We start from the raw sequence: 14,567 nt of genomic DNA on the forward strand, positions 1-14,567 counted from the left end.
ATGGTGGATGACGGCAAATCCGCATGCGGCCACACCGCCGCAGCACGCCGCAGAGACCCATCCAGAAGGCACCGATTTTGACTCCGAACGAGACAGTAGAAGCAGTGGCCGAGACCACCCCCGTGGAGACGGCAGAACAGCACACGCACGACCACGATCACGCTGGTCACAACCACACCCACGGCCCCGCGCTGAACCCCGAGCTGACCAAAGAAATCAGCGTGGAAGTTCCGGCCGCCGATGTGGACAAGGCCTTCGGCAAGGTCGTTAAGCGTTACGCCAAGCAGGCACGCATTCCCGGCTTCCGTCCGGGCAAGGTGCCTGAGGCAACCATCCGCAATCGTTTCGCTCGTGAAGTCCGCCAGGAAGTCATGGACATGCTGGTGCAGGACCGCTTCCGCACCGAGATGGAGTCCAAGGGCCTTAGCCCGGTTTCCCAGCCGCAGATCGTAGAGCTGAATCTGAACGAAGGCCAGCCGCTGCGCTTCCGTGCACAGTTTGAAGTCATGCCCGGCTTCGATATCAGCGGATACGAGACGGTGACCGTGGCCAAGTCTGCCCCTGAGTTGACCGAGCAAGAATTCGACATCGAACTCGATCGCGTTCTGGATGCACACGCCACCATTGAACCGGTGGAAGAGGATCGCGAACTGGTTGATGGTGACTGGGCAGAGATCAGCTTCAAGGGCGTTCGCCGCAAGCCAGAAGGTGACACCACCGTGCAGGAAGCCGACGAGATCGACGGCGAAGACGTTCTGGTAGAAATCGGCGGCAAGAACACTCTGCCTGCATTCAGCGATGCCCTGCGCGGCAAGAAGGTCGGCGCGGAGTTTGAGCTGGAAGTGAACTACCCCAGCGACTTCGGCGACGTTCGCCTGGCTGGCCTGACGATTGATTACAGCGTTACGTTGAAGTCGATCAAGCGCAAGGTTTATCCCGAAAAGAACGATGAGTTCGCGAAACAGCTTGGCGAGTACGAGAGCTGGGATGCCTTCCTGACCGGACTGCGTGAGAACGCAACGTCGGGCAAGAAGCAGAACGCAGAGAACGAAGATAAGGGCAAGCTTGTCGATGCTCTGGTCGAGAAGTTCACCTTCCCCGTTCCCGAAGCCTTCGTGCAGCAGCAGATCGACGTCCGCCTGGATCGCGGCCTGCGCGCACTTGCGCAGCAGGGCATGACGCGCGAGCAGATGCAGCAGCTTGACTTCAACAGCCTGCGCGCCGCACAGCGTGACGAAGCCATCAAGGAAGTAAAGGCATCGCTCATCCTGGACAAGATCGCAGATGCGACCAATGTTCAGGTGAAGGACGATGACGTGGAGCGCGAGCTCATGATCATGAGCTTCCAGACGCGTCAGCCGCAGGATGTGATCCGTCAGCAGATGACGCAGGATGGTTCGCTGCAGCGTATGCGTGAGCAGATGCGCCGCGAAGCTACCGCGACCGCTCTGTACGAGAAGCTGGCTTAACTCTGGTTCAAAAGAAAACGGCTTTAGCAGCTGCGGGAAGACTCCCTCAGCGGCTAAAGCCGTTATTCTATGGACACGCATTTTGGCACGCAGCGAAGTGCGGCGAAGCGTGAGTCGATGTGACTTGCGAAGCATCAAGAGCAACAACGGAAACGAGGAGATACATGGGTCTGATTCCAATGGTGCTCGAGCAGACGAGCCGGGGCGAACGCTCCTATGACATTTACAGCCGTCTGCTGCGCGACAACATCATCTTTCTGGGAACTCCGATCGATGACAACGTTGCAAACCTGATCATTGCGCAGTTGCTCTTCCTGTCCGGTGAAGATCCGGAAAAGGATATTCAGCTTTACATCAACTCTCCGGGCGGATCGGTAAGCGCCGGCATGGCGATCTACGACACCATGCAGTACATCAAGAACGACGTATCCACGTTGTGCATCGGCCAGGCCGCCAGCATGGGCGCCTTCCTGCTGATGGCGGGTAAGAAGGGTAAGCGTTTCGCTCTGCCGAACTCGCGCATCCTCATTCACCAGCCGCTGATCATGGGCCACGGCATTCAGGGACAGGCCACCGAGATCGACATTCATGCCCGCGAGATTCTGCGTCTGCGCGAGCGCATGAACAAGATCATGGCAGAGCACACCGGCCAGAGCTTCGATCAGATCGAACGCGATACCGATCGCGACTTTACCATGGGCGCAGACCAGGCTAAGGACTACGGCCTGATCGACGACATCATCACGCGTCCACGTTCGTAACGCTCAATCGCAGAAACGAAGAAGCCCGGCAATCGCCGGGCTTTCTTATTTGCTCAAGGGAATATAGTCTGCTACGTCATCTCTGCCCCGTTCCCGTAACCCGGCTGCAACTCCCTCGCGATCCGCAAGCGGACGGTTCTGACTCATCTTTCGCTTCCCTTGCAGCCGCGTAATCGCCATACGAAAACCGACGATGGCTCTCAACTGGCCGCGGATGAAATCGTCCGGCGCATCACTTACCTGCCACTCGCCGCCGATCTTGCCTTCATGATGCTGCGTGAGCAGCGTTACCAAATCCAACAGGCGCACCTCGTCCTGAAAGAACTCCGGCATACCGTAGGCGTGAATGGTTTCGTAATTCCATGTAGGAACCACCTTGCCCGTTTCCTGCTTGGTGGCATACCAACTGGGCGTGATGTAAGCGTCCACACCAGAAAACAGCGCAAGGGCTTCTCCGACCACCGGAGCACTCGCTTGCGGATTTGCCTTCGCCAGATGTCCGTAGAGCGTCCCGAACTCGCCTTCGTCACGCACAAGGATCAATGGCAAAGGCGTTGAAAGCAGTTCAGTCCCGTTCCACGTCACCAGGTTCGCAAGACCTACAGCCTCCATAGCTTGATGGATGGCAGATAGATCCGACACTTCAAAGTGTGGCGGTAAGTACATGTGTTCACTATACGAAGTGGGTGCAATTACTTTGAATGCGGTGCCCGAATACCCGTGTAATGTGCGCCCAGCAGCTTCCACGTACCGTTCTCTCGCTGCGCAATAAACGAGCCGCGCATCTCCATGGAACGAGTGCCGCCGTCTGGCTGGGGCATCTGGTAGGTGAACTTCACAATCTCAATCGCGGTATCGCCAAACATGCGCACACTGATGTCGCTGGTGGACATCTGAGGCCAATCCGTCTTCTTTTCTGGCGTATAGAAGCTCAGAAAGCGATCGTGTTCATCCACTTCACCTGCGGGCGATACCTCCACGTAGCTCTCGCTGATCATGCGCGCCAGCGATGCCGCGTCGTAGCCCTGTTCTGCTTTCAGGAAGTTATCAACAAGCTGTTTCACCACCGCATCTTCACCAACGCGCGGCAGCGCATGGGCGCTAACAACGGCAGCCATCATCAGAACGGCAAACATTCCCTTAATCCGCTTCAACTTCTTACCTCTTATGCACGCAGACAGATACGTGAAATGACGCACTTTGGTTCCGGTCAACTCATTGGACGTCGCGTCCAGTGCCGAGGATTCACGACCAGGCTTCTGGACCCAGATTCCGGGAAATGTGTGGATTTCTCGTTCGAAATGTCGTCTGGACGGGTACTTACCATCACCACGGCGGTTATTGAGGGGGTGTAAACTTATTCTCTGTCAGGATTCTTCCCCCCTGGCAAGGAGCTCTCGACTCGATGAAGACTTCCAAGGGCACTGACGACTCGCTACGGTGCTCGTTCTGCCACAAGTCGCAGGATGCAGTAGCGAAGCTGATCTCTTCCCCATCGGATTACCCACGCGCGTATATCTGCGACGAGTGCGTTGCTGTTTGCAACTCCATTCTGGAAGACGACCGCGCTGAGACCACGCCTGGATCGGCCCCGGCCCATCTGCCGAAGCCGCACGAGGTGAAGGCGTTCCTCGATGAGTACGTCATCGGCCAGGATCTCACTAAGAAGAAGCTCGCCGTAGCGGTCTACAACCACTACAAGCGCATCCAGATGAACCGCACACGCGGTAACGATGTGGAGCTTGCGAAGTCAAACATCCTTCTCGTTGGCCCCACCGGCAGCGGCAAGACCCTGCTGGCACAGACGCTGGCCAAGATGCTGGATGTTCCCTTTGCAATCGTCGACGCCACCACGCTCACTGAAGCTGGCTATGTGGGCGAAGACGTAGAAAACATCATCCTGAAGCTGCTCCAGGCCGCCGACGGTGACGTGACACGTGCGCAACAGGGCATCATCTACATCGACGAAATCGATAAGATTGGCCGCAAAGACGAGAACCCCTCCATCACTCGCGACGTTAGCGGCGAAGGTGTGCAGCAGGCACTGCTGAAGATGCTGGAAGGCACCGTCGCCAATGTTCCACCGCAAGGCGGCCGCAAGCACCCGCATCAGGAGTTCACCATCGTTGATACGACGAACATCCTGTTCATCTGCGGTGGCGCATTCGTCGGGTTGGAAAAGGTGATCGCTCGCCGTATCGGCAAGAAGGCGCTTGGCTTCAAGACCACGGTCGAAGGCAAGGAAGCGGAGGTTACTCCGATCCGCCCACAGCGCGATACGGAGATGCTGCGTCAGGCAGAACCGCAGGATCTGTTGAAGTATGGCTTGATCCCCGAGTTCGTCGGCCGTCTGCCCGTGTTGGGCATTCTGGACGAACTGGATGAAGCTGCGCTGATCGACATCCTTACTCGTCCGCGCAATGCCATTCTGAAGCAGTACGCGAAGCTGTTCGAGTTTGAAGGTGTAAAGGTCACCTGGACTCCAGAGGCTGCACAGGCCATCGCGCATGAAGCCTTGAATCGCAAGGTGGGTGCACGTGGTCTACGCATGATTCTGGAAGAGCTGATGCTGGATCTGATGTACACCGTTCCAACGAACAAGAAGATCAAGGAGTTGGAGATTACGGCGGAAATGGTGAAGAGCCGTACCGTCGCTCTGCCCCTTCCACTTGAAAAAGCCGGTTGATATATGAAGGCAAAACGCGGCGACCTCTGTGGTCGCCGCGTTTTGTTTTGTATGTGATTTCCCACACCAACTTACACGCCTTAAAGGCAGTACAATCACCGGAAGTGTCCCACGTCGCATCCTGCGCTGTGTTGCCACGTCTAATGAGGGAGACCCATGCCGAAACAAACTGATCAGCCCCACGGCGAAGTACGTAAGCTCCCCATGATGCCCATCCGCGACATGGTCATCTTCCCGCATATGATGACCCCGTTTGTCGTGGGCCGCGAATCCAGCGTACGCGCGTTGGATGAAGCACTCACGGGCGACCGCAAAATCTTCCTTGCAACGCAACATGACGCAAGCATTGACGAACCGACTTCCGACGACATCTTTGAGACCGGCACCATTGGCAACATTGTGCAGTCTGTGAAGATGCCAGACGGCAACATCAAGGTGCTGGTAGAAGGTGTCGAACGCGCGCGCACCATCGAACTGAACGATGAGGACGGTTTTTTCGTCGCGACCGTGCGCACAGGCAAAACAGAACTCGTCATCACACCGCAGATTGAGCAATTGATGCAGCTTGTGCAGCAGCGCTTCGAGCAACATCTGAAGCTGCAGCAGAGCCTCAACTACGAGACGATGGTGGCCAGCATCCGCACAGATGACCCGACAAAGCTCGCGGACGTCATCGCAGCGAACCTGCAGCTCTCCATCGAAGAAAAACAGGAACTGCTCGATCTCTTCGATCCCGCACAGCGCCTCACCAAGATCGCTGACGTACTCGACATCGCGATCGAAAAGCTCAACATGGACCGTACCGTGCAATCACGTGTAAAGCGGCAGATGGAGCGCGCGCAGAAAGAGTACTACCTCAACGAGAAGATCAAGGCCATCCAGAAGGAGCTTGGCCGCGGCGAAAAGTCCGAATGGGACGAGCTGAAGAAGAAGATTGAAGCCGCGGGCATGCCAAAGGAAGCCTTTGATAAGGCTATCCAGGAGTTAAAGAAGCTTGAGGCCATGCCGCCCATGTCAGCGGAATCCACCGTCAGCCGCAACTATCTTGACTGGCTGCTGGCTGTGCCGTGGAAGAAGAAGTCCAAGGACATCCGCAACATTGAACACGCGGAAACCATCCTGAACGAAGATCACTACGGACTGCCGAAGATCAAGGACCGCATCCTTGAGTTCCTCGCAGTACGACAGTTAGTGAAGAATCCTAAGGGTTCCATCCTTTGCTTCGTCGGACCTCCGGGTGTGGGTAAAACATCGCTCGGCATGAGCATCGCCAAGGCTACCGGACGCAAGTTCGTCCGAATGTCTCTTGGCGGCGTGCGTGACGAAGCAGAGATTCGCGGTCATCGCCGCACGTACATCGGTTCCCTGCCCGGCCAGATCATTCAGTCGATGAAGAAGGCCGGAACGAAGAACCCTGTCATCATGCTCGACGAAGTCGACAAGATGGCCAGCGACTTCCGTGGCGATCCGTCAGCAGCGTTGTTGGAAGTTCTTGATCCCGAGCAAAACGCCACCTTCCAGGACCACTACCTCGACGTGGAATACGACCTGTCGCAGGTACTCTTCGTGGCCACGGCAAACGTGCTGCACACGATCCCGGGACCGCTGCAAGACCGCATGGAAATTCTGCGCCTGCACGGCTACACCGAAGTCGAAAAGCTGGAGATTGCCAAGCAGTACCTCGTGAAGAAGCAAATGGAAGCCACCGGCCTGACGGCGGACAACATCGAGTTCAACGACGAGGGACTGAAGGAGCTTATCCGCGGCTACACCCGCGAAGCCGGCGTTCGTAACCTGGAACGCGAAATTGGCAACGTCTGCCGTAAGGCTGTACGTCGCGTGGTGAAGGAAGGCACGAAGCACAAGAAGGAATCGATCACTGCGGAGAACATTGCTGATTACCTCGGCCCGCAGAAGTTCCACGACTCGATCATCCAGGAGAAGAGTGAAGTCGGTCTTGTCACCGGCTTGGCTTGGACCGAGGTCGGCGGCAGCATTCTGCAGACCGAAGTACAGGTTCTGGATGGCAAGGGCAAGTTGACCACTACTGGGCAGCTTGGCGATGTGATGCAGGAGTCGGCTCAGGCCGCGCTGAGCTACGTGCGTTCGCGCGCGCAGCACCTGGGCCTTCCCAAGGACTTCTACCGCAACATCGACATCCATGTGCACGTTCCGGAAGGCGCTATCCCGAAGGACGGCCCCTCCGCTGGCATCACGCTGGCCACTGCGCTCACCTCTGCGCTAACGCTGATTCCCGTACGTCGCGACATCGCGATGACCGGCGAAGTGACCCTGCGTGGCAAGGTTCTCCCGATTGGCGGATTGAAGGAGAAACTCCTCGCAGCACATCGCGCCGGTATCCGTGAAGCCATCATGCCCAAGGACAACGAAAAGGACTACGCCGAACTGCCGCAGCTCATCAAGGATGAGATGAAGCTGCACTTCGCCGCAGAAATGGACGAGGTTCTAAAGCTGGCGCTCGAAGGCCCCCTACCGAAACTGGAAGAGGAAAAGCCCGAGGCCCTCAACAACAAAATGCCTCCTCCCAACACGCTGCGTCCTGCTACAGAGGCGCGTCAGTAGGGATACCAATCAGACAAAGCAGAAGGGCCGACATCGGGATGTCGGCCCTTTCTATTTGTTCTCAACGCGTCACTTCTTGCTGCTGAATAGGCCGCCGATCAGCGAAATCACCCACACAATAGCCAGGATATGAATCGCCAGGCTCGCACCATGGGTAAAGATTTCACCAAGCAGCCAGATCAGAAACAAAACACCTGCAATTGCCAGAAACATATACCCTTCCTCCTCCGCAGCTGCGGACAAATCACCCTGCCAATAGAAGCATGCATGGGAGCAGTGGTTGTATGCGCTTTCACAAAATCAAATTGGGCTCGATGAGGAAACGTATTCCGAAGCACCATGCATCTAGTCTCCTGTCGCGCAACTTGCGCACACGAATTTGAAAGGAGACTTCCCCCATGTTGATTCTTCTCATCATTCTTCTTCTGCTCGCATTCGGCACCTCCCCGATTCTTCCCTACAGCCGTGGTTGGGGCTACTACCCGAGCGGTGGGCTCGGTCTGCTGGCAATCATTGTGCTGATCGTCCTGCTGATGCACGGCGTCTAAGTCGAAAGAAACAGGTTGGCAAACAGGAACGGGAGCCATATGGCTCCCGTTCCTGTTTGCATAAAAAGAAATCCTACTTGCAGCCACCTGCGATCGAAGGGATGAACATAACCTCATCGCGATCCTGAAACTGATACGCATCGCCGCCTAGGAAGCGGATGTCTTCATCGTTGACATACACGTTGATGAACTTACGCAGCGTGCCGTCCTCGTCCTTGATGTGCGTGCCCAGCTCCGGGAACTTCAGTCCCAGATCATCCACCAGCGCGGGCAGCGTAGCCGCCTCAGACTGCACCTGCTTTGTTCCTGACGTGTGCCGCGCAAAGGCGGCGGGAAGCATTACTCGAATTGCCAACTTAGTTTCCTCCTGCAAGTGCCAGTTCCGGCTCTGCAGTCGATGCAGCAACTCCGTCCAGCTCGTTGATGTACTCTTCAAAGTCCGCCAGGCGCGGACGTACTGCGCGGCCCAACGTAAAGCGATCTGCAATGCAATCGGTCGTCTTCAGACCATTGCCTGTGATGCAGACGACGGTCAGTTCATCCGCTGCAATGCGACCCTGCGCAATCAGCTTCGCTGTTACGGCAGTAGTGACGCCACCAGCAGTCTCCGTGAAGATGCCTTCCGTCTCTGCAAGCTCCTGAATGCCGCTGACCACTTCAATGTCCGAAACATCCTCGGCCCATCCGCCCGTCTCGCGAATCATGCGCGATGCAAACGGACCATCCGCAGGATTGCCAATCGCCAGCGAACGCGCAATCGTCGAAGGCTTCTGCGGCGTGATGGTTTCGGTATTATTCTTCACTGCCTGTGCAATGGGCGAGCAGCCCGTAGCCTGCGCACCGAAGAAGCGCACATGCTTCTTCTCTACCAGGCCCAGGTACACCAGCTCATCAAATGCCTTCTTGATCTTGCGGATCAGCGAACCACCGGCCATTGGAACCACAACGTTGTCCGGCAGCTTCCAGCCAAGTTGTTCCGCAATTTCAAAGCCCACAGACTTTGAACCTTCTGCGTAGTAAGGACGCAGATTTACATTCACAAAGCCCCAGTTGTACTGGTCTGCGATCAGGCTGCACAGGCGATTTACGTGGTCATAGTTGCCGTCGATACGCACCAGGCGCGCGCCGTAGATCAGGGTGTTCAAAATCTTCGCAGGCTCAAGATCAGCGGGTACCAGAATGCAAGCCTTCATGCCAAGGCGTGCTGACTGCGCTGCCACCGAATTCGCCAGGTTGCCCGTAGATGAGCAGCCAACCACATCAAAGCCAAACGCACGCGCATTCGCCAGCGCAACCGCCACCACGCGATCCTTGAAGCTCAGCGTCGGAAAGCAAACAGCATCGTTCTTGACGTAAAGATTCTGCGAACCAAGACGCTTGCCCAGGTTCTTCGCACGCACCAGCGGCGTAAATCCAACCGGCAGATCCGGTTCAAATCCCTCAGGAATGGGCAGCAGCGAACGATAACGCCACATGTTGTCCGGGCCTGCTTCAACAATCTTCTTTGTGAACAGTGGCTTTGCAGCCTCAAGGTCGTAGCGCACTTCCAGCGGAGTAAACGACTCGTCGCAGATGCTCAGCGGCTGGTTGCCATAGCTCTTGCCCGATTCCTTCGAGTAAAGCTCGTACGGTGTACACGCAGACGACATAGAACCCTCTTCCAAGGGTGGAAGAAAGACACTGCATGCGACGCTCTCTATGGATTTGGCGCGTTCCATGGCGATGGACAACGCCGCGCGGAAGGAAGTCTGATTAGACGGTCATACTGCTGGTCCGACCAAGGTGCGGAGAAGCTGTATCCCGAATCTCATGTTCCCCGGTTCCCCAGGAGAGAGTTGACACCGGTACAGACCTCGTCCGGTTGTCGTGGCGTCGCAGGGCTCATCCCTCAACCACTCTTCATGAAATCCGAATCTGCGTGATGCCATTGCAGAAAAGGATGTTGCTTCTTTATATCAACGCGCTGAGGTCCATGCAACCCCGTTCCGGGCGGAGGTGGAGGTAACGAGAATCAACGGTTCGCAAACCACGGAATCTATTGGCTACTTCTCGATATGGGACAGGATGCTGCGAACGCCCGATACAAATCGGTGAGGATCGAACTCCGTACGCAAAATCTCGTCAGGGCAGTCTGTCAGCACGGCGACACGCCAATTGCAAACAAACGCGACAACCTGCTCGGGCTGCCCTGTCTTAATTTCGGAGCACAGTTGTTCCGCAGCCTTCACCTTCTGCTCACCCTCAACGTCGATCAGCACCAGGTCATACAGCTTGCTCCAAAACATCGAAAGCCCTTCGGCAGTAGAAAGCGTGGAATCCACGTCGAAGCCCGAAAGTCGGAGGATTTGGTCACGCAAAGGACGTAAGGTCTCGCGCGAGCATATATGCAGAATGTTTTTTGACGGGGTCTCAGCAGGAATCAAAGGCATATCGGATGACATTGGCTACGTGCCTCTTGCGAAATCGAAGTGCAAGCTCAGAGGCAGTTTTAGTGTACAGAAGCCCGCCGTCCCAAGACGAAGAGCGGCCGGACGCGTCCCACCGCACTCCAGTATCATCGAATCTTTGCCATGTTTTCTAACAGCGATCAACATCCTCTGCGTAAAGTCCTCCAGGAGCGCATCGCCATCATCGATGGCGCCATGGGCACCACTATCCGTACCTACGGGATGACGGAAGCCGACATGCGCGGTGAACGCTTCAAAGACGCACCCAAAGACCTGCTGAACAACGGTGATCTCTTTTCTCTCACGCAGCCAGAGATGATCTGCGACATCCATCGCCGCTTCTTGGTCGCAGGCGCGGATATTGTGGAAACAAACACATTTTCCGCGACGGGCATCGCGCAAAGCGAGTTCTTTGTGGAAGATCCGCGCGAACACGGCGGACGCAAAGACCCTGACTTCTACCAGAAGATTCTTGAGAACAAGTTCCTCAACGATCTCGCATGGGAAATCAACGAAGTCTCAGCGCTACAGTGCCGCGAATGGGCCGATAACGTGGCCAGCGATGATGGCCGCCAGCGTTTCGTCGCAGGCGCCATTGGCCCTCTGACGGTATCGTTGTCCAATTCGCCGGATGCCGACGATCCCGGCTTCCGCGTCGTGACCTTCGATCAGGTACGCGAAGCCTACAAGCTTCAGACACGCGCGCTGATTGCGGGTAAAGTCGACACCCTACTCGTGGAAACCATCTTCGACTCGCTCAATGCAAAGGCCGCGCTCGTAGCCATCCGCGAAGTCTTCGACGAAGACAAAGTAGAGCTTCCGGTGATGATTTCTGCAGCCGTTGGTCGCGGTGGCGAGACCATGATCTCCGCCCAGACAGTAGAAGCATTCTGGAACGCGGTGAGTCATGTAAATCCGCTGTCTGTCGGACTGAATTGCTCTATTGGCCCGGACCTCATGTTCCCGTTCCTTAGCGAACTCTCAGCGAAAGCTCACACTGCCATCAGCGCCTATCCGAACGCCGGCCTGCCCAATCCCCTGTCGCCCACAGGGTTCGATCTGGAACCAGAGGACATGGCGCGTTTCCTCGGCGACTTCGCTAATAATGGCCTCATTAACATTGCAGGTGGATGCTGTGGCAATACACCGGAACACATAGCCGCCATTGCTAAAGCCCTCGACGGCAAACATCCGCGCGAATACGCATTGGAACTGGCAGGAGCACGATGATCTCGCAACGCCCCCTGCGCCTTTCAGGCTCGCAACCTTTCACGCAACAGCCCGGTGTCTTCATCATGCTGGGCGAACGCACCAACGTTGCCGGTTCGCCAAAGTTTGCCAAGCTCATCAAGGAAGGCAAGTACGAAGAGGCTGTCGCCATTGCGCGTCAGCAGGTAGAGAACGGTGCCAACGTCATCGACATCTGCATGGACGAGGGCATGATCGACGGCGTCGCCGCCATGACTCGCTTCCTGCAGCTCCTCGCCAGCGAACCTGAAGTAGCAAAGGTTCCCTTCATGGTGGACTCCTCAAAGTGGGAAGTCATCGAGGCTGGATTGAAATGCCTGCAAGGCAAAGGCATCGTCAACTCCATCTCGTTGAAGGAAGGCGAAGAGAAGTTCCTGCAGAATGCGCGCACCGTGCGTAAATTTGGCGCTGCGGTTGTCGTCATGGCCTTTGATGAGCAGGGTCAGGCCGCGACATACGAAGACAAAATCCGCATCTGCGAACGCGCTTATCGTCTGCTTGTGGACGTTGTCCACTTCCCACCGGAAGATATCATCTTCGACCCCAACATCCTCACCGTTGCCACCGGTATGGATGAGCACAATAACTACGCGGTGGACTTCATCAACGCCACGCGCTGGATCAAGCAGAACCTTCCTCATGCCAAGGTCAGTGGCGGCGTCTCCAATATCTCGTTCAGCTTCCGTGGCAACAACAAGGTGCGCGAAGCGATGCACTCGGCATTCCTCTACTACGCCATCTCTGCAGGCATGGACATGGGCATCGTCAATGCTGGCATGCTCGAGGTCTATGAGGAGATCGAGCCAGAGCTGAAGGAACTGGTCGAAGACGTTCTACTCAATCGCCGTCCCGATGCGACAGAGCGCCTTGTCGACTTTGGCGAGAAGCTGAAGGCTTCCGGATCAGCAAACACCGAAGCTGCGGAGAAGAAGGTAGAAGAGTGGCGTAGTGGCACCGTGGAAGAACGCATTGCACACGCGCTGGTCAAAGGTATTGACGCATACATTGAAGGAGACACGGAAGAGGCAAGGCAGAAGTTAGGTCGGCCTCTGCTCGTCATTGAGGGTCCGCTGATGGCTGGTATGAGCATCGTGGGTGACCTGTTCGGGGCAGGCAAGATGTTCCTGCCGCAGGTGGTCAAGTCCGCTCGTGTGATGAAGAAGGCGGTTGCATGGCTGACACCCTTCATGGAGCAGGAGAAGGCCGCGCTTGCTGCAGCGGGTGTTGAGATCAAGGCGCAGGGCAAGATCGTACTCGCCACTGTCAAAGGTGATGTGCATGACATTGGTAAGAACATCGTCGGTGTTGTGTTGGCTTGCAACAACTTCGAAGTGATCGATATGGGCGTTATGGTGCCGGCAGAGAAGATCCTCGAGCGTGCGAAGGAAGTGCGCGCGGACATCATCGGGCTCAGTGGCCTTATCACGCCGTCGCTCGACGAGATGGTGCATGTGGCGCGGGAGATGGAGCGGCAGAACTTCACGCTGCCGCTGCTTATCGGTGGCGCAACCACCAGTCGTGCGCATACCGCTATCAAGATTGCGCCCCATTACAACCAGCCGGTAGTGCACGTCACCGATGCGAGCCGCGCAGTTCCGGTCACGACGAGCCTATTGAGCGAGGAGGGCCGCGCACAGTTCATTGAGCTTCACCAGGCTGAGTATGAGGCGGTGCGTAAGGCGCATTCGGCGCCTAAGCAGCCCATGGTGCCAGTTGCCGTAGCGCGCGAGCGTCGTTCGCCTATTGAGTGGCGTGGTGAGGATATTGCTACGCCTGAGTTCACTGGCGTGCGTGTTCTGGACGACTTCTCGCTGGAGACGCTGCGGGAATACGTTGACTGGTCGCCCTTCTTCCACGCGTGGGGATTGAAGGGGCTTTATCCGCGCATCCTGGACGACGAGAAGCAGGGTGCGGAAGCACGTGAGTTGTTCGCCAACGGCAACAAGATGCTCGACCGCATCGTTACGGAGAAGCTGATTACGGCTCGCGGTGTTTACGGTCTCTTCCCTGCCAATGCTGTTGGTGACGATGTCGAGTTGTACACCGATGCGTCACGCAGCAAGGTGCTTACACGCTTCCACTTCCTGCGTCAGCAGGCGCACCGTGAAGGCACTGAGCCTTGCCGTTCGCTGGTGGACTTCATCGCTCCTAAGGAGACTGGTCTTCCGGATCACATTGGAGCGTTTGCCGTCACAAGCGGTATCGGCATGAAGGAACTGGTGATGAAGTTCCGCGAAGAGCATGACGATTACAGCGCGATCATGGCGGAAGCAATCGCCGATCGTCTTGCTGAAGCTTTTGCTGAAGCGCTGCATAAGCAGGTGCGTGACGAGTGGGGCTATGGCCGTTGCGAGCGGCTTTCGGCGGAGGACATGATCCGGGAGAAGTATCGCGGCATCCGTCCTGCTCCTGGTTATCCTGCGTGCCCCGATCACACGGAGAAAGGCACCATCTGGGAAATGCTGAACGTGCAGGAGAACACTGGCATTGAGATCACCGAGTCCTTTGCCATGTGGCCCGGTTCCAGCATCAGCGGCATCTATTTCGCGCATCCGGAATCGCGTTTCTTCTCGCTTGGCAAGATCGATCGCGATCAGGCGGAAGACTACGCGCAGCGCAAAAACTGGACAGTTGCGGAAGTGGAACGCTGGCTTGGGCCTAACCTTGGGTACGATCCGGAGGGGTAACCCCTCCCCTCCCCCCGTTTTCCTAAAATCGTCTTTCTATTGGGTTTAGGTTTTTTGAGTGGCTGTAAAATCGTCTAAACATTGGGGTTAAGGGCAAAATCGTCTTTCTAAAGGAGATAGGGCCGCGCTTTCGCGCGG

The 14,567-nt window shown here is 56.4% G+C and carries 13 protein-coding genes and 1 riboswitch; of the genes, 7 read left to right on the forward strand and 6 right to left on the reverse strand.

From position 1 onward, the window contains the following. Window positions 1-23: 23 nt before the first annotated feature. Window positions 24-1,469, forward strand: a complete 1,446-nt coding sequence (tig, locus tag M504_RS04940; RefSeq protein WP_198137524.1) for a trigger factor — start codon at window positions 24-26, stop codon at window positions 1,467-1,469. Window positions 1,470-1,633: 164 nt separating this feature from the next. Then, window positions 1,634-2,230, forward strand: coding sequence for an ATP-dependent Clp endopeptidase proteolytic subunit ClpP (gene clpP, locus M504_RS04945; RefSeq protein ID WP_047488661.1), 597 nt, complete (start codon window positions 1,634-1,636; stop codon window positions 2,228-2,230). Between the two features lie 45 nt (window positions 2,231-2,275). Here the strand turns inward: clpP and M504_RS04950 are convergent, their stop codons facing one another. Together M504_RS04950 and M504_RS04955 are read right to left on the reverse strand one after the other, a co-directional pair. Further along, window positions 2,276-2,896 (reverse strand): FMN-binding negative transcriptional regulator, encoded by a 621-nt coding sequence (locus tag M504_RS04950; RefSeq protein ID WP_047488665.1) that lies wholly within the window; start codon window positions 2,894-2,896, stop codon window positions 2,276-2,278. Between the two features lie 26 nt (window positions 2,897-2,922). Next, window positions 2,923-3,384 (reverse strand): nuclear transport factor 2 family protein, encoded by a 462-nt coding sequence (locus M504_RS04955; RefSeq protein ID WP_156993537.1) that lies wholly within the window; start codon window positions 3,382-3,384, stop codon window positions 2,923-2,925. A 251-nt stretch (window positions 3,385-3,635) separates the two neighbouring features. Between M504_RS04955 and clpX the strand changes: the two genes are divergently transcribed. Together clpX and lon are read left to right on the forward strand one after the other, a co-directional pair. After that, window positions 3,636-4,916 carry an ATP-dependent Clp protease ATP-binding subunit ClpX gene (gene clpX / locus M504_RS04960; protein ID WP_047488672.1) on the forward strand — a complete coding sequence of 427 codons (1,281 nt, stop codon included), beginning with the start codon at window positions 3,636-3,638 and terminating at the stop codon, window positions 4,914-4,916. 156 nt (window positions 4,917-5,072) lie between these two features. Then, window positions 5,073-7,499: an endopeptidase La gene (gene lon, locus M504_RS04965; RefSeq protein ID WP_047488675.1), complete on the forward strand. Its 2,427-nt coding sequence runs from the start codon at window positions 5,073-5,075 to the stop codon at window positions 7,497-7,499. 69 nt (window positions 7,500-7,568) lie between these two features. Here the strand turns inward: lon and M504_RS22005 are convergent, their stop codons facing one another. Further along, on the reverse strand, window positions 7,569-7,712 hold the full coding sequence (locus tag M504_RS22005) for a hypothetical protein (protein WP_156785087.1): 144 nt from the start codon (window positions 7,710-7,712) through the stop codon (window positions 7,569-7,571). A gap of 185 nt (window positions 7,713-7,897) precedes the next feature. On the opposite strand from M504_RS22005, the gene M504_RS21715 reads away from it, so the two are divergent. After that, complete coding sequence (locus M504_RS21715; protein ID WP_083345151.1) at window positions 7,898-8,047, forward strand: DUF3309 family protein; 150 nt, start codon at window positions 7,898-7,900, stop codon at window positions 8,045-8,047. A gap of 73 nt (window positions 8,048-8,120) precedes the next feature. Here M504_RS21715 and M504_RS04970 read toward each other — a convergent pair whose 3' ends face one another. The 3 genes from M504_RS04970 to M504_RS22465 form a co-directional block, all read right to left on the reverse strand. Beyond that, entirely contained in the window at window positions 8,121-8,402 is a 282-nt protein-coding gene (locus M504_RS04970; RefSeq protein WP_047488678.1) for a MoaD/ThiS family protein, read from the reverse strand. Window position 8,403: 1 nt separating this feature from the next. Further along, complete coding sequence (gene thrC / locus M504_RS04975; protein ID WP_047488682.1) at window positions 8,404-9,696, reverse strand: threonine synthase; 1,293 nt, start codon at window positions 9,694-9,696, stop codon at window positions 8,404-8,406. A gap of 155 nt (window positions 9,697-9,851) precedes the next feature. Beyond that, a riboswitch (SAM riboswitch) is annotated at window positions 9,852-9,955 on the reverse strand. 134 nt (window positions 9,956-10,089) lie between these two features. Further along, entirely contained in the window at window positions 10,090-10,332 is a 243-nt protein-coding gene (locus M504_RS22465) for a hypothetical protein (RefSeq protein WP_232296159.1), read from the reverse strand. A gap of 285 nt (window positions 10,333-10,617) precedes the next feature. Here M504_RS22465 and M504_RS04985 point away from each other — a divergent pair, with 285 nt between their 5' ends. Both M504_RS04985 and metH read left to right on the forward strand, forming a co-directional pair. Beyond that, a complete protein-coding gene (locus M504_RS04985; protein ID WP_047488685.1) occupies window positions 10,618-11,724 on the forward strand; it encodes a homocysteine S-methyltransferase family protein in 1,107 nt (368 codons plus the stop codon). Further along, window positions 11,721-14,429 (forward strand): methionine synthase, encoded by a 2,709-nt coding sequence (metH, locus tag M504_RS04990; RefSeq protein WP_047488688.1) that lies wholly within the window; start codon window positions 11,721-11,723, stop codon window positions 14,427-14,429. The genes M504_RS04985 and metH overlap by 4 nt, the downstream gene beginning before the upstream one ends. The last annotated feature ends 138 nt before the right edge of the window (window positions 14,430-14,567 follow it).

Source organism: Terriglobus sp. TAA 43, from assembly GCF_000800015.1.
Lineage (GTDB): Bacteria > Acidobacteriota > Terriglobia > Terriglobales > Acidobacteriaceae > Terriglobus.